This window comes from Marinobacter sp. AC-23 (assembly GCF_001858325.1).
In the GTDB taxonomy this organism is placed as follows: domain Bacteria; phylum Pseudomonadota; class Gammaproteobacteria; order Pseudomonadales; family Oleiphilaceae; genus Marinobacter.
Window position 1 is genome coordinate 1 of sequence record NZ_MBPP01000072.1, and the last position, 23,751, is coordinate 23,751.

Below are 23,751 nucleotides of genomic sequence, written 5' to 3' on the forward strand. Positions count from 1 at the left end.
ACGTGGTGATTCGAGATTGCCGAGATTTCATATCATTGCCATCATTCCAATCGCGCGAAATTATATGTTTTAAGCACCTGTTGTTCAACCAGGCTTCACACGAAACCTGGCTGAAATTTCATCAGACTGGGAACAGTGACCGTGGTTTATCACACAATTTGTGGCTGGCGCCCGTTACGGTCACGACATCTGGTGGTTATTGTTCTTTCGAACTATATGCTGATTTTATTTACATTTAACGGATATGGCCCAGAATACCGTCCAACTCGTCCAGCGAGCTGTACTCGATCACCAGTTTTCCCTTGCCCCGCTGGCCGTGGGCAATAGAGACTTTTGCCCCCAAACGCTCGGCAAGATCGTCCTGTAGGGCACGTATATTGGGATCGATAGCGCCTGATGCTGTGGGCTTTCCGGTAGCTGTCTCTTGCTGAACCCGGCGCACAAGAGCTTCGGTCTGTCGAACCGACAGGGACTTTGCAACAACCTGTTTCGCCACCTGCATCTGCTGTTCGGGCGACAGAGTTAACATGGCACGGCCGTGGCCCATTTCCAGATCGCCGTGCTCCAGCATTAATCGCACATCTTCGGTTAAGCCAATCAAGCGCAAAAGGTTGGTGATGGTCGTGCGGGATTTACCCACAGCTTCGGCCACCTGAGCCTGAGTCAAACCAAACTCTTCCTGCAGACGCTGGAGGGCAAACGCTTCTTCAATGGGGTTGAGATTTTCTCGCTGAATGTTCTCAATCAGCGCCATGGCAATGGCGGCTTCGTCGGGAACATCCCGGATGATGGCCGGTATGCTGTCCAGGTCCGCCATCTGGGTGGCGCGCCAGCGGCGCTCGCCGGCAATCAGCTCATAGCGGCCTTCAGCAATAGGGCGAACCACAACGGGCTGCATCACGCCTTGCTGACGAATGGAATCGGCCAGTTCCTGCAGAGCAGCAGGGTCCATGTCGCGACGTGGCTGAAAACGGCCGCGCTGGATCAGATCGATGGGAACCTGTCGCAACTCACCGTCGTGGTCTTTCAGTTCCTGATCCAGGTTAACCCTGGAACCGGCCAGCAAGGCTCCTAGCCCGCGCTCGCCCAATCCTCGTTTCTTCGCCGCCATGGTATCAGTCATTCTTCCCGTTGATGGTCGTTGTGCATCTTTAAAAAATAACGAGGGGGTATGTTACACCGCAACCTGAGGCGATGTCTTTTTTGCCCCATGGCGACGCACCATTTCGCCTGCCAAAGCCAGATAGGCGATAGCTCCCTTAGACGCTTTGTCGTACTTTAAGGCCGGCATACCATAACTGGGTGCTTCAGCAAGGCGCACGTTGCGAGGAATCACTGCACGGTAGACCTTGTCACCAAAATATTCATTCAGCTGCCCGGATACATCCAGGGTGAGGCTGTTCCGTGGGTCATACATGGTTCTGAGAATGCCTTCTATCTCAAGGTTGGGGTTAACCGTTTCCTTGATCTGCTCCACGGTATTCATCAATGCGGCCAGGCCCTCCAGTGCATAGTACTCACACTGCATGGGGATAAGCACAGAGTCTGCCGCAGAGAGCGCATTCACGGTTAGCAAGCTGAGGGAAGGCGGGCAATCGATCAGAATGTAGTCGTAGTTATCACGAACGCCGTTGATGGCAAGCCTGAGCCGGTGCTCCCGGCCGATCTCATTCATTAATTCCACTTCGGCAGCGGTCAGGTCGCCATTGGAGGGCATGATATCAAAGCCGGCAGCTTCCGCCGGAATGATCACTTGGGCCGCCGATGCGCGCTTGGTCAGCAGATCGTAGCCGGAAAGCTCCAAAGCACTTTTATCCACACCGCTGCCCATGGTGGCATTGCCCTGGGGATCCATATCCACCAGCAAAACCCGGCGCTTGGTGGCGGCCAGCGAGGCTGCAAGGTTGACGCAGGTGGTGGTTTTGCCCACACCGCCCTTCTGATTGGTCACTGCAATCACGCGCGCCATGTCTCGCCTCCTTATTACTGAATACAGCTGCCAAATACAGTTGCGGGTTACTGGGTTTCTTCTGCCCGAGCCACAACCAGCAGGTGTCTCTCACCGCTGGCGCCAGGAACGTTAAGGGAATGGCTGGATGATACCTTCCAGCTGGCAGGAAGGGCAGCTATCTCATCATCCGGATACTGGCCTTTCATGGCAAGGAAGCTTCCCTCTTGTGCCAACAGACTGCCACACCAGTTCACCATACTATCCAGAGCGGTAAACGCCCGGCTGCTAATCTGACTAAATGCTTGTTCTGGCTGACAGTCTTCTGCACGACCATGAATCACGTCCACGTTTTTCAGGCCAAGTTCCAGAACGCACTGGTGCAGGAAGCGGGTCTTTTTGCCGTTACTGTCCAGCAGCGTGAAGCGCTTTTCAGGCCAAATGATGGCTAAAGGAATACCAGGCAAACCACCGCCTGCTCCCACATCAAGCAGGTGCTCCGTGGTTATCCAGGGCACAATACTGAGACTGTCGAGCAGCTGCCGGGAGACCATTTCTTCCTCGTCGCGTACGGCGGTGAGGTTGTAGGCCCGATTCCATTTGTTGAGCAGAGCCAGAAAAGCCAGCAGTTGTTGTTGCTGGCTCTCGCTTAGGGGAAGTTGCATCTCGGCCAGCCCTTCCCGGAGCTGGCGCTGCCAGTGTGTATAAGCCATGGCCGCGTTCAGGCGCTCTGCTTGCGCAGAAGCTCGCGCTTTTTAAGATGCACCAACACCTGCGAAATCGCCGCCGGCGTAACGCCTTGAACCCGAGAGGCTTGGGCAACTGTCTCTGGCCGCACCTCTTTCAGCTTCTGTTTGATTTCGTTAGACAGGCCGCCGATCACATCGTAATCCAGATCTATGGGAAGCGCTGTGTTCTCATTCCGGCGCAAACGTTCAATTTCGTCAGTCTGGCGCGAAATGTAGCCTTCGTATTTGATCTCAATTTCGACCTGCTCTGCCACAACAGGATCGTCTGCTCGCGCCGCGCCAATGTCGGCAATATGACTGTACACAATCTCCGGGCGACGAAGCAGCTCTGCCAGAGTGTGGTCCCGGGTCATTGGCTGCTTGAGAAAGCCGTTGGCGCGATCGCCTGCTTCGGTTGCAGGATGAATACGGGTAGACTCCAGGCGCTTACGCTCGGCCGTTATGGCCTCAAACTTAGCGCTAAATTTCTGCCAGCGATCGTCATCCACCAGGCCCAATTTGCGGCCGGTTTCTGTGAGGCGCAGATCGGCGTTGTCTTCACGCAGGATAAGGCGGTATTCCGCCCGGCTGGTAAACATACGGTAAGGCTCACTGGTGCCCATGGTGATCAGATCGTCTACCAACACCCCAAGGTAGGCTTCATCACGGCGCGGGTACCATTCACTTTTTTCTTGCGCCTGCAGAGCCGCGTTAATGCCCGCCAGTAAGCCTTGGGCGCCGGCTTCTTCGTAACCGGTGGTGCCGTTAATCTGGCCCGCAAAATAGAGGCCCTGGATAAACTTGGTTTCCAGAGTGTGGCGCAAATCCTGAGGGTTCAAATAGTCGTATTCAATGGCATAACCTGGCCGGGTGATATGGGCGTTTTCAAAACCCAGAATCGAACGCACCGCCGCAAGTTGGATATCAAAGGGCAAGCTGGTGGAAATGCCATTCGGGTAAAGCTCATGGGTGGTCAAGCCTTCGGGCTCCACAAAGATTTGATGGGAGTCCTTGTCAGCAAAACGGCTGACCTTGTCTTCAATGGATGGGCAGTAGCGCGGCCCAATACCTTCAATATTGCCGGCAAACATGGGGGAGCGATCAAAACCACTGCGAATAATATCGTGAGTCTGCTCGTTGGTGCGGGTTATGTAGCAACAAACCTGCTCCGGGTGCTGGTCCCGGCTACCAACAAATGACATAACCGGCGCCGGGCTGTCGCCCCATTGCTTCTGCATCACCGAAAAATCGACACTGCGGGCATCAATACGCGGCGGCGTGCCGGTTTTCAGCCGGCCAACATTAAAAGGCAGCTCCCGTAACCGTTGAGCCAACGCATTGGCAGGCGCATCACCGGCTCGACCGCCGGAATGCTGCTGCATCCCAATGTGGATAACGCCACCCAGGAAGGTGCCGGTTGTCAGTACCACGGTTTTAGCGTTGAACCGGATGCCGGTCTGAGACACAACGCCGGTAACCCGATCATTTTCTACAATCAGATCGTCCGCAGCTTGCTGAAATAAGGTGAGATTGGGCTGGTTTTCCAGAGTGTGACGAATCGCCGCCTTGTACAGAACCCGGTCAGCCTGGGCACGGGTGGCTCGAACTGCTGGACCTTTTCGGCTGTTGAGCACACGGAACTGGATACCAGCCAAATCCGTGGCCTGTGCCATGGCTCCGCCAAGGGCGTCAATTTCCTTAACCAAGTGGCTCTTGCCAATGCCACCAATAGCCGGGTTGCAGGACATCTGGCCCAGAGTTTCGATATTGTGGGTCAGCAGCAGGGTTTGCGAACCCATGCGCGCCGCCGCAAGCGCAGCTTCGGTACCGGCATGGCCGCCACCAATGACAATGACATCGAAACGGGTTGGAAAATCCACAGCTCACCTCGGAAATCGGGGGATAAAAACAGGGCGGGGAGTATAACGTTTCACTCGGGAAATTGCAGTCAGAATGTGCAATTTTTAACCAGAAATCTATACACACAACAGCAACGGAGTACCAAATACCGGGGAAATCGAATGCTCCCCATTAGTTTTCCTGTTTTACAAACCCGAATTTATCGGATTTTCATAGGCTTGAGGGCCTCTTCTCACAAAAGTTGTCAATAAAGTTATCCACAAAAACTGCCGCTTATCAAGTGCCCTATATTGACAGTCAAGTTACTGTTTTAATTATAATAACTAAAATTCATCCAGAGCTTGTCCGCAGTTTATCCAACTAATTATCCACAGATTCTGACCCTACCCTCCAACGCAAGCGCCACACCGCTATCAGCACAAACCCGTTGACCAGAGACAACAGCAGAAAGAATCCCGGAATACTCACGCCCATAAGCCCAAGTACAACAATCCCAGTAATCGCACTCACCACCATGAACAACGCGTTAATCACATTCAATGCAGCGATGATTCGCGCCCGCTTGAGTTGTGGGGTTTCGTGCTGAATAAACGCGTAAAGAGGCACAATGAACAGCCCACCGCAAACGCCAATGCCTACCAAATCAATCAGTACACGGATGTAAACCGGGTCTGTTATTAACGTCCACCACGTAGAGGATTCGGGGCTGACAGGTACCGCAAAGAACAGATCCACCCCTAGCAGGGTCAGTCCAAGGGCGCCCCAAGGCACGGGCGCCAGAGTGATGCGATGCCGGGTGAGGCGTTCGCACATCATGGAGCCAATCGAGATACCCACAATAAACATGGACAACAACAGGGTAACCACGGTTTCGTCACCCTGGAGATTGCTTTGGGCAAAGTTGGGAAACTGAGTGAGATAGGCCGCGCCAAGAAACCAGAACCAGGAAATAGCCAGAATCGCCCACAACACCGGCTTGCGTTCGGCAGCCACGCCCATCAGGAGCCAGGTTTCACGAACCGGCCGAAAGCGCACCGCCAACCGGTTACTGGCTGTGCCGGTTTCTGGCACCTGTCGCGCAGCCACGTAACCCAGAACCGCCATTACCAGAACGCCCACAGCCGTAAGTTTTGCTGCCGCCTCAAGGCCCATCAGCAAGCCCGCCGCAATGGTGCCGAGCAAAATGGCCACAAAGGTACCCATGCTTACCAAGCCATTGCCGCCTACGAGCTCATCCTCGCCAAGCACTTGCGGCAGAATGGCGTACTTCACCGGCCCGAAGAACGTAGACTGGGTGCCCATAAGAAACAGCAACACCAGCAGCCCTTCGTACCAGCCAAGCCACAACGCCAAAGCAGCAATCGCCATGATGCCTATCTCTGCGAGCTTTACTTTGCGAATGATCGCAGCTTTTTCATAGTAGTCGGCCATCTGCCCGGCAATGCCGGAAAACAGGAAAAACGGCAGGATAAACAAGAAGGCAGCCAAGTTAATCACCGTGTTCACTGAAAGTCCGAACAGACCGGTAGTCTGATAGGCAATTAGCAGCAACAGCGCATTTTTATAGAGGTTGTCATTGAACGCACCGGAAAACTGGGTGAGATAAAACGGCAAGAAACGCCGCTGCCCCAGTAAACGGAACTGACTGTGTTTGGCCATGAAACATCCGGATTGTTGGTTACGCCAGACCTCTCAATAGTCTGGCTAGCTGGCGTCGGGCAAAGATGCCTGACGTTCCAGCTCATGTTCAATGGCATTGGCCGATTTGGCAAATCCGGCAAGCAGGTTATAGAGCACTGGTATGATAAACAGCGTAAGGGTGGTCGCAAAAATCAGCCCGCCCAGAATTACCATACCAATAGCCGCCCTGCTCTCGGCACCCGCGCCGGTGGCGATAACCAAAGGCACCGCACCAAAGACCGTGGATATAGTGGTCATCAGTACCGGCCGGAAACGTAAGGACGCGCCTGCCAGGATTGCATCCTTCACGGCGTAACCTTCATCCCTCAACTGGTTAGCAAATTCCACAATCAATATACCGTTTTTCGACATAAGCCCCAGCAGCATGATGATTCCGATCTGGCTGTATATGTTCAGGCTAATGCCAGCCCACCAAAGGGCCATTAATGCGCCGGTTAAGGCCAGGGGCACTGGCAACATAATGATCAGCGGGTGAATCCAGCTTTCAAACTGGGCCGCCAGTACCAGGAACACAATAATAAAAGCCAGCCCGAAGGTAACGTAAATAGCAGAGGAAGACTCCTGGAATTCCCGGGACAAACCCCGATAACTAACCCGCGCCTCCGGTGGCAGATTATCCACAGATAAGTTGTTCAGATACGTCAGGGCAGAGCCAAGGTCATAGCCATCGGCCAGAGAAGCGCTTATTACCACAGCCGGAAGGCGGTCGATCCGCCGTAAATCCGGATTGGCGCCAACTTCTTCAACGGATACTAATGCTTGAAGGGGAATGAGAGCACCGCCCTCTCGTGGTCGCAGAAAAATCTGCCCCAGGTCGGCCGGTGTGGCACGGTCAGCATCGGCCGCCTGCACGATCACATCGTACTCGCGACCACGATCGAGATACGTTGTTACCTGCCGGGACGCAAGCATGGTTTGCAGGGTCAGGCCTACGTCCTCAACCGTTATATCCAGATCTGCTGCACGCTCTCGATCAATGGTCAGGCGCAGTTCCGGGCGGGTTAGCTCAAAGTCGGTTTCCAGATTCAGTAGATCCGGGTTTTCCTTGGCCCGTTCAACAATTTCCTTACTCCAGGCCTGAACCGATGCGTAATCCGGGCCGGCGATGACAAATTCCACAGGCTGGCTGAATCCTCTTTGCCCCAACCCCGGAGGATTCACCGGTACAACCCGGACACCGCAACCTGGCTTAGTTTGCCTCGCAGTTCGTTGGTGATCTGTTGTTGCTTGATGTCCCTCTCTTCCCAGGGCGCCAACCCCATGATCATGAAGGCATTATCTTCTTCGTTCCGGAACCCGACGATGGAGAGCAGGCGATCCGCGGCGCCGGACTCAAGATAAGGCAACAGCTGCGCCTCTGCTTTACGTACGTAATGATCCGTGAACTCCACGGTCGCTCCCCGGGGCGCACTGACAGGCATGATAATAACGCCACGGTCTTCCGTAGGCGCAAGCTCCTGAGGCAGCTTGGGGTAAATCACGACGGCAACAATCAACCCCACAACGCCAAGGCCTATCAATAAACCGGGCTGATTCAGCGAGAAGCGCAATAGCCGTTGGTATCCACTGGTCAAGCCGTTCAAAACGTTTTCGCTGGCCGCCCACAGGCGATGCCCCTCTAACGTTTCCGGGCTATGCCTAAGCCATTTCGAACACAGCATGGGTGCCAATGTAAGCGCGACCAGACTGGACACCACCACGGCGGCCGCGAGCGTAAAGCCAAATTCTGCAAACAAACGGCCAATATTGCCCCCCATGAACGAAATGGGCACAAACACCGCCACCAGCGTCAACGTCGTGGCAATAACGGCGAAAGCGACTTGTTTGGCGCCGCGATATGAGGCCAACAACGGCGGCTCACCCTCGTCTATTCGGCGCTGGATGTTTTCCAGCATGACGATGGCATCGTCGACAACCAATCCAATGGCCAGAATCACCGCCAACAGCGTCAATACGTTGATCGAAAAGCCCAGAAAACCCAAACCGATAAAAGCACCAATAACCGAGACCGGAATAGTCACGGCTGGGATCAGGGTGGCCCGCCAGGAGCGTAGAAAAAGGAAAATCACGAGAATCACCAAAGACACGGCAATCGCAAGCGTTATGACCACTTCCTTGATTGAAGCCCGGATAAAAATGGATTCGTCATAGCTTTCAGCGATCGTGACTTCCGGTGGCAGGGTTTCACGAATGTTCTTCAGCTCTGCCTGAACGCCATCAGACACCGCAACTGTATTGGCTTTAGACTGGCGGATTATCCCCATACCGATGGCTGTTTTGCCGTTGGCACGAAGACGGCCTACGTCGGATTCTACTCCCATCTGAACGTTGGAAACCTCGCCCAGGCGCAGCAAGTCATTGTTATCTCTGCGGATGACCAGATTGCGAAACTCTTCGACTGAAGTTAGCCGGCCTTCCGCCCGAACTGTAAAGTTTCTGGTGGAAGAGTCGATTGAACCTGCCGGCAACTCCACATTGTTGGAGCGCAGGGCTCTTTCCACCTCAGCCACCGTGATGTTTCTGGCCGCCAGCCTTTCTCTGTCGAGCCAAACCCGAATCGCATAACGTCGCTCACCGCCAATACGTATGTCTGCGACCCCATCCAGAACGGACAACCGATCCGCCAGAACCCGATCTGCAAAGTCGCTCAGCTCAGCCGCGTCCCAGACATCACTTTGCAGGGTTACCCACATCATGGGACGGGCATCAGAATTCGCCTTACTGACTACCGGCGGATCCGCTTCATCGGGAAGTTCGTTAGCAACCCGGGAAACGGCATCGCGAACGTCATTGGCTGCGATATCCACATCCCGGGATGTGGAAAACTCTATGCTGGTTCGGGATTCGCCCTGCTCGGTAGACGAGTCGATAGATCGAATACCTTCAATTCCGCTGATCGCCCCTTCGATCACCTGTGTGATCTGCGTATCTACAACTTCTGCTGCTGCGCCTGTGTAGTTGGTAGAAATAGACACTATCGGCGGATCAATGTCCGGGTACTCACGCACCGGCAGGCCAAGCAGAGCAGCCAGACCAAACACAACAATCAGCAAACTGAGAACCGTTGCAAAAACGGGGCGCTTTATGGAAATATCAGAAAGAATCACGGTCAGGAACCCGTGGACTGGGCAAAGCGGTTATCCGGTATGGCATTGTCCTTATCTTCTACCCGGATGCGGTTACCACTGCTGAGACGGTCCTGCCCGGTAACAATCACGGCATCGTCCCGAGTCAGGCCTTCAGCCACCTCCACGGTACCGGGCATTCTTGAGCCGAGAACCACGGAAATACGTCGCGCGACACCATCCTCGGCAACAAACACATATTTTTCATCGCCGCGCATCATCACCGCCTGCTCAGGAATCACCAATGCTTGCCGCTCCCGCAGGGTCAACGCTGCTGAGATAAACTGCCCGGGGCGCAGCTTGCCATCGGGATTATCGAGCAGTGCCCGCACGGGAAGAGTTCGGCTAAGTACGTTAATGCGGGCGCCCAGCTCAGTAAGCTCTCCGGAAAACTCGATATCAGGGAAAGCTGGTGAAGTGCCAAGCACCTGTTGCCCCAGATTAATCTGCCCCAAAAACCGTTCGGGAACCGCAAAGTTAAGCTCCATGCGCTCCGTGTTATCGAGTGTGGCAATGGTCGTACCGGCAGTAACATAGGCGCCGATGCTGATATCACTCAGCCCGATAACACCTGCAAAAGGTGCTTCAATCCGATGGTTTTCCAGGCGCACTTGGGCTGCCTGGCGTTGAGCCTCTCCAACATCGACAGCTGTGCGCAGTTCATCCACCTGAGACTGGGAAACACTGTTGTTGGATCGGAGACTCTGGGCGCGATCCAACTGCCGGCGCGCATCAGCTAACTGAGCCTCAATTACCTTGAAATCGGCTCTCGCCTGGCGGTCATCAAGTCGTAAAAGCACATCGCCCTGCTCGACCCGGTTACCCGTTTTAAGGTTCAGTGCTACCGCACGTCCACTGATTTCAGTGGTCAGATCCACTGAGTTCAGCGCATCTAAGCTGCCAACTGCCGTGACCATATCGCGCACGGTATCCAATTCGGGCATCCGTGTATTAACGACACTGGCAGGCCGTTCACGATCACTTTTTGCGGCCGTGTCACTGTCCATTGCACGATAGGTAAACGCTGCCACTACTGCGACAACAACCAGTGTCAGTCCGATCAGCCATTGCTTCCACATAGATCTTCCAGTGCCCGTAAGATTTGGTCAGATATTCGTTATTGTTTCTGGATAACCAAAACCAGTTCCCCGACATCAACGCCCCATTTACTCATGGTGGTCTGATTGATGAGCGTGTCGGGTGTTACCAGGTACATCCAGTCGTCCATTCGCACATCCAGGGTTCCATCGCCGTAGGCAACCCTAAGTAGATAATTCATATGAATGGCATTACCGCTCCAACGCATGGTTCCCGGCTCTACCACATCGCCAGCATTGGCGTGGTAACTGTCGGCGGTATCCGATGGCGTTAGCGTCCAGAGCCGGGTTTGCACTTCGCCATCATCAAAGCGAAATTCTTCGTCCAGTGTGCCCACTCCGGCGCTGTCCCAAGATGCAGAGATATCTGCGTCAAACGTGCGAATCACTTCTCCGGACATGTCCTTGACCACGCCACGAGCACTAAGTTCACCACTAAAAAACTGCTCAGGAACCAGCTTGGGGCCGCGTTCTGCGTAGTCTGTCAGTGCTTGCCCGGAACAGCCACTCAACAGCGCTATTACCGATACAAGCACGAGTATAGAGCGCCAGCCAGCTTTGGAAATCACAGAACACAGGTTTTGCATGTTTTTTACACTATCCATAAAGCTCTCCACAGGGTTTCTGTATTCAGAGGTGCCATAAAATTCACGATTCAATCTTGTTATTTGAATACGCCCGAAGAAAGCTCTTCGATCAGCAAATGGTGAAGGCAAAACCCTCTGACTGTCTTTATTGACACCGTCATGAGCGCTTTTCGTCAATGGAACCCTAATCGGAATGCCGTAAAACAGCATGCAACTTTGCGGTGAAAAACGCCCGCCTACAGATTTTTCAGACAAGTACAGAGGATTGAGTATGCCGGTATACAAGGCGCCCTTGCGTGACATGAAGTTTCTGCTCAATGAAGTGTTTGATTACCCGAAACACTACACTTCACTGGCCAGCGGAGAAAACGCAACTCCAGATATCGTGGACGCTATCCTTACCGAGTGCAGTCGCTTCTGTGAAGAACAGCTAAGCCCGCTCTACCAGCCAGGCGACGAAGAGGGTTGTTCGCTGGTAGATGGCGAAGTAACAACCCCGAAAGGCTATAAAGAAGCCTATAACCAATACGTGATGGGTGGCTGGCAAGGGCTTTCTGCACCGGAAGAATATGGCGGTCAGGGCCTGCCTGCCTCCATGGGCCTGCTGAAGCAGGAAATGATGGGTACGGCAAACTGGTCGTTCTCCATGTACCCGGGCTTGTCCATGGGTGCAATGAACACCATCTTTTTGCACGGTACCGACGCCCAGAAAGACACGTACCTACTGCCCATGACTGAAGGCCGCTGGGCTGGCACCATGTGCCTGACCGAGCCCCAGTGCGGCACGGACCTGGGCCAGGTAAAGACCAGGGCCGAACCGCAGGATGATGGTAGCTATAAGGTTACCGGCACCAAGATTTTTATCTCTTCTGGTGACCACGATCTTACCGAGAACATTATCCACATTGTTCTGGCGCGCTTACCAGGCGCACCCAAAGGCACCCGGGGCATCAGCCTGTTCATTGTGCCAAGTTTGTGCCCGGCGCTGACGGCAGCGTAGGTGAGCGCAACGCAGTGGTTTGTGGCAGCCTGGAAAAGAAAATGGGCATCAAGGCCTCTGCGACCTGCGTCATGAATTTTGACGATGCCACCGGTTATTTGATTGGCCCAGAGAGCGAAGGCCTGGAGTGCATGTTCACCTTTATGAACACGGCTCGGATCGGTACCGCCATTCAGGGGGTTGGGCCGGCTGAGCTTTCGTACCAATGGGCTCTGGAATACGCCAAAGAACGCCGCTCCATGCGTGCGCTCTCTGGTAAAAAAGACCCCGAACATGTGGCAGACAGCCTGATTCACCACGCCGATGTACGCCGCATGCTGCTCACCCAGAAAGCCATCGCAGAGGGTGGTCGCGCCATGCTCTATGACGCCGCCCGCCTGGCCGACCATATGGTTGAAGGCCACGCCGCCGGTGATGCTGAAAAAGCAGCTAAATACGATGACAAACTCGGCTTCCTGACCCCAATTCTGAAAGGCTTTCTTACCGAACTGGGTAATGAGGCAGCTAACCTTGGCATGCAGGTCTTTGGTGGGCACGGTTACATTCGTGAACACGGTATGGAGCAGATCGCGCGCGATACCCGGATTGCCACACTCTATGAAGGCACCACAGGTATTCAGGCATTGGATCTTCTTGGCCGTAAGGTACTGTTAACAACCAAGGGTGGCGCAGTTCGTGACTTCACGGCCCGGATTGCCAATTTTGCCCGTAAGCACTTAACGGATCGCCGTTTGCGCCCGTTTGCGGTGGAGCTACTCAAGCTCACCGCACAGTGGAACCTGCTTACCGTGCGAATCATGCTTGCAGCACGCAAAGATCGCGATGTTGTCAGTTCTGCTTCTTACGATTTCCTGATGTACAGCGGCTACGTAACCATGGCCTATATGTGGGCGCGACAGGCTGCGGCAGCGGCAGATCGTTTGGATAACGGGGGCGATGACTCAGAGGCCTTCTATAAAACCAAGCTGGCAACGGCAGAATTTTATTATGAGCGCCTGTTGCCCAGGGCCCAAGCTCACGCAAGCAGTATGCTGAGCCCCAGTAAAAACCTGATGCAAATAAGTGCAGATGATATGGCCTTCACCGGGTAAGATTTCCGGTGATTTTTTGTCCCGGGTAGTTTCTACCCGGGTTTTTTTATCATGCTTCTAGTGATTAAAGACCGTACTTGGTCCCAATGGCATCAAAGGTGCCATTGGCTTTAACGGCCTTGAGCGCGTTATTAAGATCTTCAATGACTTCATCGGGCGTATCCGGGCTCATCGCCAGGTACAGATCAACATCGTTGAACGAAAACACCGGAACCAGTCCTTCAATATCTTGTTGGGAAGCAAGGTATGGCCCTCCGAGACGTTCTGCAATCCATAAATCAATCTGGCCCAGTGCCAAGCGTTTCGGGTTGAGATCGTCACTTTCGATCACAGACACCTCATAACCACGCTCTAAAAGGTATTCGCTCCGGACATCGTTGCGATAGCCACCAATGGATTTGCCTTTGGCATCTTCGAGCTTGTCCATTTCAAACGTGCTTCCAGGCGGTGCGAATATGGTCCACAGGTTCTGTGCCAGCGGCCCCACCCACTTAAACTGCGGTGCCCGCTCTTCCGTATATGTCGTGCAGAAAATACCGTGATTAGCTTTGGACAAGGCTCGGTTATAGCCATAGTTCCAGTTGCGCAGCTTTACCCTGTAATCGTGGCCAGATTGATCCAGAACCGCTTTAGCCCTTTCCGTACAAATACCATCAATCTTGTCAGCACTGTGTTCAAACGCACGGCCGTTGGTACTCATGTTATAAGGCGGGAAATTTTCGGTATAGATATACAATCTTTCAGCCGCAACAGCCTGAGCTGTGCTAAAAAAAGCCAGCACCGCCAAAACAAATAGTGAAATAAACTGCATGGAAAAGTCTCCTTTTAAAGACGTTCCGGGACAAAGAGCCTCAATAAATTTAAAAAAGTGTCAAACCTGAGTGTAATGCAAGGTGAGTGGAGTTTGACGTTTAAAGGTGTGTCGATATGTAAAACGAATATTTGAAGGACATGTACAAACCAGGTACCTGCTACAAGCGCCTGTTGGCCAGGCTGGTATACTGCCTACACTAACTCCTGACGTGAACACCAAAAGCCAATGCTTGATCAGACCACTATCCCATACTGCCCTTGTAGCAGTGGCGATTCTTACGCCGATTGCTGCCAGGGCTACCATGCCGGCGAGCTTGCTTCCTCGCCCGAAGCACTCATGCGGTCACGCTTCACTGCTTTTGTGCTAAAACTAGAAGACTATCTGCGCGCCAGCTGGCATGCCAGCACACGGCCAACGGAGCTTGGGTTGGACAACTCGCCAGACTGGGTATCGCTGCGTATTCTCGACACCGGCCAAAATGGCGACAATGGCCAGGTACACTTTCAGGCCATCTACCGGCTTAATTCTGGCTGGGGATACCTTCAGGAACACTCGCAATTTGTACGGGAAAACGGGCGCTGGTATTACCTGGAAGGCCAACCCCACGAGGGTGTTCTGAAGCCCGGGCGCAATGAGCCCTGCCCTTGTGGCAGCGGCAGGAAGTTTAAGGCGTGTTGCTTATGATTTCTTTTCTCTCACTTCCCAATACAGAACGACCCAAAAATCTTTCCAAGCAGCTCATCCGGCGTGATCTGCCCGGTGATTTCTCCCAAGGAGTCTTGCGCCGCTCGTAAATCCTCTGCCAGCAGCTCGCCCGCGCCATAGCCTTCCAATTGGGCCTGGCCTTGCAGTAGCGAATCCCGAGCTCGCTCCAGCGCATCCAAATGTCGGCGACGGGCGAGAAACCCGCCTTCGGTGGTACTGGCAAAGCCCATACATTGCTTCAGGTGATCCCGCAGCACATCCAAGCCATCAGTAGATTTTGCTGCAAGGCGTATCACCGGTGCGTGTTCTATGGACAACTCTGACAGACCCACGGTTTCTCCGCTCAGATCTACTTTGTTACGAATCACCGTAACCGGTGCTGAGGCAGGCAGCTGATCAATAAAATCCGGCCATATTTCGTGGGGCGTGGTTTTATCGGTGGTTGTTGCATCCACCATGAGCAAGATGCGGTCAGCGTGACGAATCTCGTCCCAGGCCCGGGCGATACCAATCTGTTCCACTTCGTCTGGGCTATCACGCAGGCCTGCGGTGTCGATAATATGCAGGGGCATGCCATCAATGTGGATATGTTCTCGCAAGACATCCCGGGTGGTGCCCTCAATGGCGGTCACTATGGCCGCTTCCCGTCCGGCCAAGGCATTAAGCAGGCTGGATTTACCCGCATTGGGGCGGCCGGCAATCACCACTTTCATACCATCACGGAGAATCGTGCCCTGCTGAGCCTCTTCCAATATGCCCTTAAGCTGAACGAGTAAAACCTGCAAATCTGTGGCGACTTTGCCGTCGGCAAGGAAGTCTATTTCCTCTTCCGGGAAATCGATGGCGGCTTCCACATAGATTCGTAAGTGGGTTACCGCTTCAACCAGGGTTTCGATACGCCTGGAAAACACTCCCTGCATGGATCGCACGGCACAGCGGGCGGCCTGTTCCGAACTGCTTTCAATAAGGTCAGCAATAGCTTCGGCTTGAGCCAGATCCAGTTTATCGTTAAGAAATGCGCGCTCTGAAAACTCACCCGGGCGTGCCAGGCGGGCTCCAAGCCGGCAGACTTCCCGCAGTAGCAAATCCAGAATTACCGTGCCACCGTGCCCCTGTAGCTCAAAGACATCTTCCCCGGTGAAGGAATGTGGGTTGGGGAAAAATAGCCCAATACCCTCATCAATGAGTTGCTTCTGTTGATCTAAAAACGCTCCGTAATGGGCATACCTGGGCTTGGGCGTATACCCCAGCATGGTTGCAGCAATTGCTTTCGCCAGCGGACCGGATACCCGAACAATACCAACTCCCGCTTGGCCGGGAGCTGTGGCTATGGCGGCAATGGTTTCGGGAGTGTGGGGAGCGTCGAACGTGCCGGGGCTCTGGTTCATTACATGTGCCTCTTACACAACAGTTTTTGCATTTCTGAAACAGTAAAGGCCCCGTTACGGAGCCTTTACTGAATAATCAACCGGCCACTGGATCAGTGTTTCCTGGTGGCCATTTCCGCTTCAATCTTGCGAGTAATGTACCACTGCTGGCTGATCGACAGAATGTTGTTCACCAACCAGTACAGTACCAAACCAGCGGGGAACCAGAGGAAGAAGATGGTGAATACAATTGGCATCAGCTTCATGATTTTCGCCTGCATGGGATCTGGCGGAGTTGGGTTAAGGCTCATCTGTAACATCATACTGGCGCCCATCAGGATCGGCAGAATGAAGTAAGGATCCATTACAGAGAGGTCGTGAATCCACAGCATGAATGGCGCGTGGCGCAACTGTACGCTTTCGAACAATACCCAGTACAGAGAGATAAATACCGGCATCTGAACCAGAATTGGTAAACACCCGCCTAACGGATTTATTTTTTCTTTCTTGTAAAGCGCCATCATTTCCTGGGACATGCGTTGGCGATCATCGCCGTACAGTTCTTTCAGCCTGGTGAGCTGAGGTGCAACTGCACGCATGCGTCCCATGGAGCGGTAGCTGGTTGCGGAGAGTTTGAAAAACAAACCCTTAACCAACACGGTTAGCAGGATAATAGAAACACCCCAGTTGCCCACGATGCTATGGAACCATTCCATAACGATGAACAGAGGCAGTGAGATAAAGAACAGCCAGCCAAAATCAACGGTGCGATCGAGGCTTGGGGCAACCGCTTCAAGACGATCGATGATTTTTGGGCCTACATAGGCACGGGCACCGATTTCTGTGGTTTCGCCAGGTGCGACGGTAGTCGCCGGGTATACAAAACCCATTACATACAACGGGCCACGACGGGTAGTTTGAAACTGTGCGGGTTGATCCCGCTCTGGCACCCATGCTGTAAGGAAGTAATGCTGCAAAAACGCCATCCAACCATTGGTTACTGTTTCGTTGATGCGCGTTTCTTCAAGATCACCAAAATCAAACTTTTCGTAAGGATCTTCTGGGGAGCTGGTTACCAGGCCAAGGAATGCCTTAATACCCATACTGGGCCCGGAAGTAGGGTCTGGGGACTGGTCGCGAACGATTTTACCGGTAAAGTTAGCTTTCCAATCGCTGCTGGAACGGTTATCGATCAGGTAGCGAACGTCAATCTCATAGCTGTCACGGGTCAACTGATAGCGTTTGGTAATACGAACACCATTTTCCATGGTGTGGGTAAGGTTAACGGTCAGTTCGTTTTCACCTTCAACCAGCTCGTAGTTTGTAGCATCAGTATCGTAGACAGGGGCTTTTCCGTTTTTAGCGCTGTCTGGCCCGTTTTTTCCGATCAGCCCGCTTTCCATGACGTAAAAGCGGTTTTCTGTATTATTCAGGAGTGTCAGTGGTTTATCGCTGTTTAACGAGTTGTCATAGGTAAGTAGAGAGCTTTTAACAAGATTGCCACTTACACGATCTATAACCAGATCCAGTACATCGGTACGAACCGTTATGTACTGGTTGCTTACACTGATATCTGAATTGGTTGAGCTGGAGACAGCTTGACCGCTTTCAGGTGTGGCGAACTCCTCGTTTTCGGGAGTTTTGGCTGTCGTTTCCTGAGATGTGTCACCCGGAAGCACCATGGCATCAGAACCAGCTGAGCTGTTATCTGTCTGAACGCGCGTAGACTCGGCTACCTGCTCAGTAGGAACTGGCTGGTGATAATCTTCGTTCCAGGCAAGCACCATCAGATAACTGACAACAGCCAGGCCGGCAAATAATACGATGCGTTGAATATCCATAGAGTTACTGTCTGGTCTGGGTGGTTATTGGGGAATGGTCAGCCTTAGAGCAACAGAGCGTTGGTGCTGTCTGCTGCGATTGTACGGCATCCGGTACCGGGTCATAGCCGCCTTCTGCCCAAGGATGACATCTCAACAGGCGTTTTGCTGAAAGGTATAAGCCTTTCAGGGAACCATGATGGGAGATGGCTTCTACAGCATATTGTGAACAGGTTGGGTAGTGACGGCAATGACTGGCCATTAGCGGGCTGATGGCATACTGGTAGAAACGGATGGGTAGAAGAAGCAACTTACGCATTAACCTGTTCCCTCACCGGCAGATGAAGGCTCTGCGGGTTGAGATGGCGGTAGCTGATGGTATTTCTTTTCCAGCCGTTGCCAGAGGCCATTCAGATACTTGCTTATAGTCTGATTATCCAGATCTGCAAGACCTTGGCGCCCAAGCACGATGACATCCATTCCGGGCAGCTCAAGCTGATGCCGAAAGGTTTCTCGCACCTGACGTTTAATCCGGTTTCGCTGAACCGACAGTTTCAGGTTCTTTTTCGCAAAAATAAGACCGACCCTGGCGTGTCCGAGGTTATTCGGAGTAGCCAGAATCAGAAAATTTCTGTGCGGAACCTTCAACTGTACGTCGTCGAAGACTTTGCCATAATCACCAGGTCGTAGGAGACGGTGTGATTTAGGAAAGTTCAAAGCCTTCATAAGGCGAACGACAGATTACGCAGACAGACGTGCACGGCCTTTGGCACGGCGACGGGAAATTACCTTGCGGCCGTTGGCAGTAGCCATACGAGCACGGAAACCGTGAACGCGCTTACGCTTCAGGACGCTTGGTTGAAACGTTCTTTTCATGGTCACTATCTCACAATTCGTGTGTTGGATATTCAGGAATTGGCTGAATAATTAATAGCCAAAACAGGAGCGGCATTCTATGCAAATTTTGTCGCAGGTTCAACGTTTATTGATAGGGGCTTATGCCGACTCGAAATCGGATGGTTTGGTGAGTTTCCGAAAAGCGTCCGATTTTTCTGTTTGCGGAACGAGTAATAGTAGTTATAGCTTTTTTATAATTCTTTTAAAGATTCTATTATTACTGTTATTAGGCAAGCTGTTTTCTGTGGAAAAGCTAGTTTATTTTCATTGAATCAGTAAGTTGTGGCAATCATAAAGCTCAGGACAAGTAGGGCTAAGCCCTGTGGATGAGCGAATGATGAATTGTGGAGAAGTTTGGTTTGGGTGAAACCCCAAAGTTATCCACCAGAAGACCCTAGGGTTACGCACAGAGCTCAAGGTCGGTTGTACACACAGGGGTGTTAATAACTTTTCATAAAGAGTTATCTGTACACAAGCCTGTACATAAGTACGTAACAAATTGATAAAAAAGAAGATAAATTTCCACAGGGTGTTTATGGCTTGGTGTTTACCCTTTCACTGAAGGGGCCAACGGGTTAGAATCCTTGGTCATCTTTCGGGATCGAACACCGTCGGTTCGGTTTGAGAAATTTATGAGTTATCGGGAGCGGACTGTCGTGCCGAACAGTATGTGGCATCAATGTCTTGAAGTACTCCGGGACGAGTTTCCCGCACAACAATTCAATACTTGGCTCAGGCCCCTTCAGTCCGATCATCGGGAGGGGCAGCTGATGCTGTTCGCTCCCAATCGGTTTGTGATGGACTGGGTGAACGAAAAGTATCTTCGGCGAATAGAGGAAGTCCTCAAGGATCTGAACGGTAGCCAGGCTCCGAGAGTAGGGATGAAGGTTGGATCGGCTCCCCGTGAGAGTGAGCCGGTGGTGCGCTCAGAACTGGTTCAGCAGGACTCCGCCAGACGAGTCCAGGAAGAATCCGGTGGCAGGGTTACAGAAGAAGAGAGAGGGATTGCGGCAACCTCAGGGGGCAACCGTCAAACCCAGCTTAATGAGTACAGATCGAACGGTGGGCGTCGGCCGGTTCAGGTAGAAGGCGGTATAAAACACCAGAGCTTTCTTAATGAGGGATTTACGTTTGACACCTTTGTAGAAGGCAAATCCAACCAGCTCGCCCGAGCCGCTTCAATGCAGGTTGCGGAAAACCCTGGTGGCGCTTACAACCCACTGTTTTTATACGGTGGTGTGGGTCTGGGTAAAACCCACCTGATGCACGCCATCGGAAATGATATTGTGCGACGTAACCCTAACGCAAAGGTGGCTTACCTGCGGTCGGAGCGTTTTGTTGCGGATATGGTGAAGGCATTGCAGCTGAATGCCATTAATGAGTTCAAGCGGTACTATCGATCGGTAGATGCACTGTTGATCGATGATATTCAGTTTTTTGCCCGTAAAGAGCGCTCTCAAGAAGAGTTTTTCCACACCTTTAATGCCTTGTTGGAAGGCGGGCAGCAGGTCATCGTAACCTGTGACCGGTTTCCGAAAGAAATTGTGGATATGGAAGAGCGTCTTAAATCCCGGTTTGGTTGGGGTCTTACGGTGATGGTCGAGCCGCCTGAGCTGGAAACGCGAGTGGCGATTTTGATGAAAAAAGCCGAGCAGACCAACGTAAAACTGAGCAGCGAAGCGGCATTTTTTATTGCCCAGAAAATTCGATCTAACGTACGAGAGCTAGAGGGTGCGCTGCGTTTGGTGATAGCGAATGCTCACTTCACGGGTTCGGAAATTACCCCACCGTTTATTCGGGAAAGCCTGAAGGACCTGCTTGCCCTACACGAGAAACAGGTGAGCATAGATAACATTCAGCGCACAGTGCTGAGTACTATAAAATCAAGGTTGCGGATCTGCATTCCAAGAGGCGTACCCGGGTGGTGACCCGCCCTCGGCAAGTGGCTATGTCGCTTTCGAAAGAGCTGACCAACCACAGCCTGCCGGAGATTGGTGATGCGTTTGGTGGTCGTGACCACACAACTGTTTTGCATGCATGCAAAAAAATCGTGGAGCTGCAGGAAACCGATCCGGGCATCCGCGAAGACTATCAGAACTTTATGAGATTGCTGACTACCTGAATTGCGAGCCGATTATTGAATCTACTCGGAGTTAGGTAATTAGCTTTAAGTAACTAACATTCATCCTTCCAACAATAGAAAGCTGAGTGACATGAAACTGACGATCAGCCGTGAATCCCTGCTCATACCCTTGCAAAGCATTGCCGGTGTTGTTGAGAAAAAGCAGACCATGCCGGTACTGTCCAATGTGCTGCTGGTAGCCGAAGACAATACTCTGGTCCTGACCGGAACAAATATGGAAGTGGAACTGGTAGGCCGGGTAACACCTGTCCATGTTGACCAGCCAGGGCGTATCACCGTGCCCGCCCGCAAACTTTCAGATATTTGCCGTTCTTTGGGCGATGAAGCGCCAATAGAATTAGTGCTTGAAGGTGATCGGCTTCACGTACGTTGTGGCGCAAGCCATTTCACGCTTTCCACGCTGCCGGCAGAGCACTTCCCAAATGTAGAAGATGAGCCCGAGAGCTTCCGCCTTGAACTGCCTCAAAAAGAACTTGGGCGCATGTTTGATGCCACAGCTTTCGCGATGGCTCAGCAGGACGTTCGTTATTATTTGAACGGTTTGCTGTTGGAAGTGGATAAGGATCATGTACGCACAGTGGCCACCGATGGTCACCGGCTCGCCATGGCCCACGTTGAGCTGGATACGGGGTGTGCTGAACCGCGCCAGGTTATTGTTCCCCGTAAAGGCGTTCTGGAGCTTTCGCGGCTGCTGGATGACGTGGAAACACCGGTCACGCTGGTTATCGGGGATAACCACCTACGGGCGACAGTAGGGTCCTACACCTTTACCTCCAAGCTTATAGAGGGCAAGTTCCCGGATTATAACCGGGTGGTTCCGCGTGGTGGTGACAAGATTGTTCTGGCAGATCGTATAACCCTGAAGAACACGCTTCAGCGGGCTGGCATCTTGTCCCATGAAAATATCCGTGGTGTTCGTTTGAATCTTGCAACCAATGAGCTCCAGGTGTTCGCGAACAACCCGGATCAGGAACAGGCCGAAGACGCGTTGCCAGTGGATTACCAGGGCGAATCCCTACAGATCGGTTTTAATGTAGGCTATTTAATAGACGTAATGAACGCGCTGGATGATGAGCAAGTGAAGATCACGCTCTCCAATCCGAACAGCAGCGCATTGATTGAATCGCAAATTGATAACCGCTGCCTCTATGTGGTTATGCCGATGAGGCTATAGGAGAAACGAATGGGCACCGTATCGAACGGAATCAAAGGCGCTTTCAGAGTTGGGCAAACTCTTTCTGTACTGGGCCGAACCGGTGTCAAATGGGTCGGGGGGGATCGCCCTCCTGCCCCGCGCTTGTTGCGTCAGACATTCGAATCACTGGGTGCGACCTACATCAAGCTCGGGCAGTTCATTGCCAGCTCTCCAACCTTCTTCCCGAAGGAGTATGTGGAAGAGTTCCAATACTGTCTGGATAGAACGCCGAATCTGCCGTTTGGCGTAATAAAGCGCATCATCCGTGACGAATTGGATCGGCCCATTGATCAGGTGTTTTCGGAGATAGACCCGGTAGCTTTGGCTTCTGCTTCTATTGCTCAGGTACATGCGGCACGTTTGGTCACCGGCGAAGACGTAGTGATCAAGGTTCAGAAACCGGGCGTTGAGAATATTCTGCTAACCGATCTGAACTTCTTGTATCTCTCGGCGCGCATTCTTGAAACCTTGGCGCCAAAACTTTCCTGGACATCGCTGTCGGGTATTGTGGAAGAAATCCAGCGTACCATGATGGAAGAATGCGATTTCATTAAAGAGGCGAACAACCTGAAGGTGTTTAGAAAATTCCTTCATGACACCCATAATGAAGACGCTACTGTTCCGCTAGTATATGAGCATGCCAGCACTCGCCGGATACTCACAATGGAACGCTTCCATGGTGTACCTTTAACTGACTTGGAAAGTATCCGAGGTTACGCGAAAGATCCCGAGCGGACTCTCATCACCGCCATGAACACTTGGTTTGCCAGTCTTACTCAATGTGAGTTTTTTCACGCCGATGTACATGCAGGCAATTTGATGGTGTTGAAAGATGGGCGGATTGGTTTTATCGATTTTGGAATTGTTGGTCGAATCCGTTCAGATACTTGGGAAGCGGTTAGCGATTTCATTTCGTCTGTGATGGTGGGCAACTTTGACGGCATGGCAGACGCCATGATCCGTATTGGGATTACCAGCCACGCTGTTCAGGCAGATGAACTGGCGAAAGACTTACGTAAGCTGTATCAGCAGATGGATAAGATGGTGCCGGATCAAGTGCCGTATCAAGCGGATCAGGCAGAGGATGATGTTAATAACATCCTGATGGACATGGTTAAGGTAGGTGAAAGTCATGGGCTGCATTTCCCGAGGGAATTTGCGCTTTTGCTGAAGCAGTTCCTGTATTTTGACCGTTACGTACATATCCTTGCGCCAGAGATGGATGTATTCATGGATGAACGCTTGAACATGCTTCACTGAGGCGGTCGCCTTCATCTACACGGTTTTGTACACTAGGGGGCAGCATGTCACGTAATCTGTGAGGTGCTGCCTTTTTCGTGGATACATTCCATTTCTCTTGCTGCCGCGACGAGCTGTCCTTTTTATGGCGCTGGTAAAACTGCATACCGAGTTTTTTCGTAATTTATCCCCCGCAGAACCGGCATCGTTCTCACCTTCCTTTAATTTGCTATACGGTGCCAATGGCAGCGGAAAGACCAGTGTGCTCGAAGCTATCGGGTACCTTGGTCTTGGTCGATCCTTTCGGATAAATAGGCACCAAGCGGTTGTTCAGCATGGCCAGCAACGATTTACAGTTTTTGGTGGCTTGGATCATGGTTTTAACGAGCAAAAAAAACGCCCGATCTTCAGATTCTCTTGTTCATCGGCTAGGT

Annotated in this window: 17 protein-coding genes and 3 pseudogenes; 6 read left to right on the plus strand and 14 right to left on the minus strand. The window is 52.4% G+C overall.

Going from position 1 to position 23,751, the window contains the following annotated elements; translation table 11 throughout:
* Positions 1 to 235 precede the first annotated feature (235 nt).
* The 8 genes and pseudogenes from BCA33_RS17745 to BCA33_RS17780 form a co-directional block, all read right to left on the minus strand.
* A complete protein-coding gene (locus BCA33_RS17745; protein ID WP_071267975.1) occupies positions 236 to 1,111 on the minus strand; it encodes a ParB/RepB/Spo0J family partition protein in 876 nt (291 codons plus the stop codon).
* A 63-nt stretch (positions 1,112 to 1,174) separates the two neighbouring features.
* Entirely contained in the window at positions 1,175 to 1,969 is a 795-nt protein-coding gene (locus tag BCA33_RS17750) for a ParA family protein (protein ID WP_071267951.1), read from the minus strand.
* Positions 1,970 to 2,016: 47 nt separating this feature from the next.
* Entirely contained in the window at positions 2,017 to 2,661 is a 645-nt protein-coding gene (gene rsmG / locus BCA33_RS17755) for a 16S rRNA (guanine(527)-N(7))-methyltransferase RsmG (RefSeq protein ID WP_071267953.1), read from the minus strand.
* 8 nt (positions 2,662 to 2,669) lie between these two features.
* Positions 2,670 to 4,556, minus strand: a complete 1,887-nt coding sequence (gene mnmG / locus BCA33_RS17760) for a tRNA uridine-5-carboxymethylaminomethyl(34) synthesis enzyme MnmG (RefSeq protein ID WP_071267955.1) — start codon at positions 4,554 to 4,556, stop codon at positions 2,670 to 2,672.
* Positions 4,557 to 4,896: 340 nt separating this feature from the next.
* The gene (locus BCA33_RS17765; RefSeq protein ID WP_071267956.1) at positions 4,897 to 6,195 is read right to left on the minus strand and encodes an MFS transporter; all 1,299 of its coding nucleotides are present in this window, start codon (positions 6,193 to 6,195) and stop codon (positions 4,897 to 4,899) included.
* Between the two features lie 45 nt (positions 6,196 to 6,240).
* A pseudogene (locus tag BCA33_RS22935) lies at positions 6,241 to 9,344 on the minus strand (efflux RND transporter permease subunit).
* 2 nt (positions 9,345 to 9,346) lie between these two features.
* Positions 9,347 to 10,441: an efflux RND transporter periplasmic adaptor subunit gene (locus BCA33_RS17775; protein WP_071267957.1), complete on the minus strand. Its 1,095-nt coding sequence runs from the start codon at positions 10,439 to 10,441 to the stop codon at positions 9,347 to 9,349.
* Between the two features lie 38 nt (positions 10,442 to 10,479).
* Positions 10,480 to 11,064 carry a DUF3833 domain-containing protein gene (locus tag BCA33_RS17780; protein ID WP_254774576.1) on the minus strand — a complete coding sequence of 195 codons (585 nt, stop codon included), beginning with the start codon at positions 11,062 to 11,064 and terminating at the stop codon, positions 10,480 to 10,482.
* Positions 11,065 to 11,317: 253 nt separating this feature from the next.
* Here BCA33_RS17780 and BCA33_RS17785 point away from each other — a divergent pair.
* Positions 11,318 to 13,137 (plus strand): annotated as a pseudogene (locus tag BCA33_RS17785) (acyl-CoA dehydrogenase C-terminal domain-containing protein).
* Between the two features lie 64 nt (positions 13,138 to 13,201).
* Here BCA33_RS17785 and BCA33_RS17790 read toward each other — a convergent pair.
* A complete protein-coding gene (locus BCA33_RS17790) occupies positions 13,202 to 13,948 on the minus strand; it encodes an ABC transporter substrate-binding protein (RefSeq protein ID WP_071267959.1) in 747 nt (248 codons plus the stop codon).
* A 228-nt stretch (positions 13,949 to 14,176) separates the two neighbouring features.
* Between BCA33_RS17790 and BCA33_RS17795 the strand changes: the two genes are divergently transcribed.
* A complete protein-coding gene (locus BCA33_RS17795; RefSeq protein WP_254774578.1) occupies positions 14,177 to 14,635 on the plus strand; it encodes a YchJ family protein in 459 nt (152 codons plus the stop codon).
* A gap of 11 nt (positions 14,636 to 14,646) precedes the next feature.
* On the opposite strand, the gene mnmE is transcribed toward BCA33_RS17795, so the two are convergent.
* The 5 genes from mnmE to rpmH all read right to left on the minus strand — a co-directional run bounded on the left by mnmE (position 14,647) and on the right by rpmH (position 18,719).
* Positions 14,647 to 16,044 carry a tRNA uridine-5-carboxymethylaminomethyl(34) synthesis GTPase MnmE gene (mnmE, locus tag BCA33_RS17800; protein ID WP_071267963.1) on the minus strand — a complete coding sequence of 466 codons (1,398 nt, stop codon included), beginning with the start codon at positions 16,042 to 16,044 and terminating at the stop codon, positions 14,647 to 14,649.
* A 92-nt stretch (positions 16,045 to 16,136) separates the two neighbouring features.
* Positions 16,137 to 17,864, minus strand: coding sequence for a membrane protein insertase YidC (gene yidC, locus BCA33_RS17805; RefSeq protein WP_071267965.1), 1,728 nt, complete (start codon positions 17,862 to 17,864; stop codon positions 16,137 to 16,139).
* 4 nt (positions 17,865 to 17,868) lie between these two features.
* Complete coding sequence (gene yidD, locus BCA33_RS20020; RefSeq protein ID WP_083394816.1) at positions 17,869 to 18,162, minus strand: membrane protein insertion efficiency factor YidD; 294 nt, start codon at positions 18,160 to 18,162, stop codon at positions 17,869 to 17,871.
* A complete protein-coding gene (gene rnpA / locus BCA33_RS20025) occupies positions 18,162 to 18,569 on the minus strand; it encodes a ribonuclease P protein component (RefSeq protein WP_083394817.1) in 408 nt (135 codons plus the stop codon). Before rnpA ends, yidD begins: the two co-directional genes overlap by 1 nt.
* Before the next feature lie 15 nt (positions 18,570 to 18,584).
* Positions 18,585 to 18,719, minus strand: a complete 135-nt coding sequence (rpmH, locus tag BCA33_RS20030) for a 50S ribosomal protein L34 (RefSeq protein WP_008172542.1) — start codon at positions 18,717 to 18,719, stop codon at positions 18,585 to 18,587.
* Positions 18,720 to 19,396: 677 nt separating this feature from the next.
* Here rpmH and dnaA point away from each other — a divergent pair.
* The 4 genes and pseudogenes from dnaA to BCA33_RS20035 form a co-directional block, all read left to right on the plus strand.
* Positions 19,397 to 20,862: pseudogene (gene dnaA / locus BCA33_RS17820) on the plus strand (chromosomal replication initiator protein DnaA).
* A 91-nt stretch (positions 20,863 to 20,953) separates the two neighbouring features.
* A complete protein-coding gene (dnaN, locus tag BCA33_RS17825) occupies positions 20,954 to 22,057 on the plus strand; it encodes a DNA polymerase III subunit beta (RefSeq protein WP_071267971.1) in 1,104 nt (367 codons plus the stop codon).
* Between the two features lie 9 nt (positions 22,058 to 22,066).
* The gene (locus BCA33_RS17830) at positions 22,067 to 23,338 is read left to right on the plus strand and encodes an AarF/ABC1/UbiB kinase family protein (protein ID WP_071267973.1); all 1,272 of its coding nucleotides are present in this window, start codon (positions 22,067 to 22,069) and stop codon (positions 23,336 to 23,338) included.
* Between the two features lie 124 nt (positions 23,339 to 23,462).
* A partial coding sequence (locus BCA33_RS20035) for an AAA family ATPase (protein WP_175469830.1) occupies positions 23,463 to 23,751 on the plus strand: 289 nt, incomplete at its 3' end.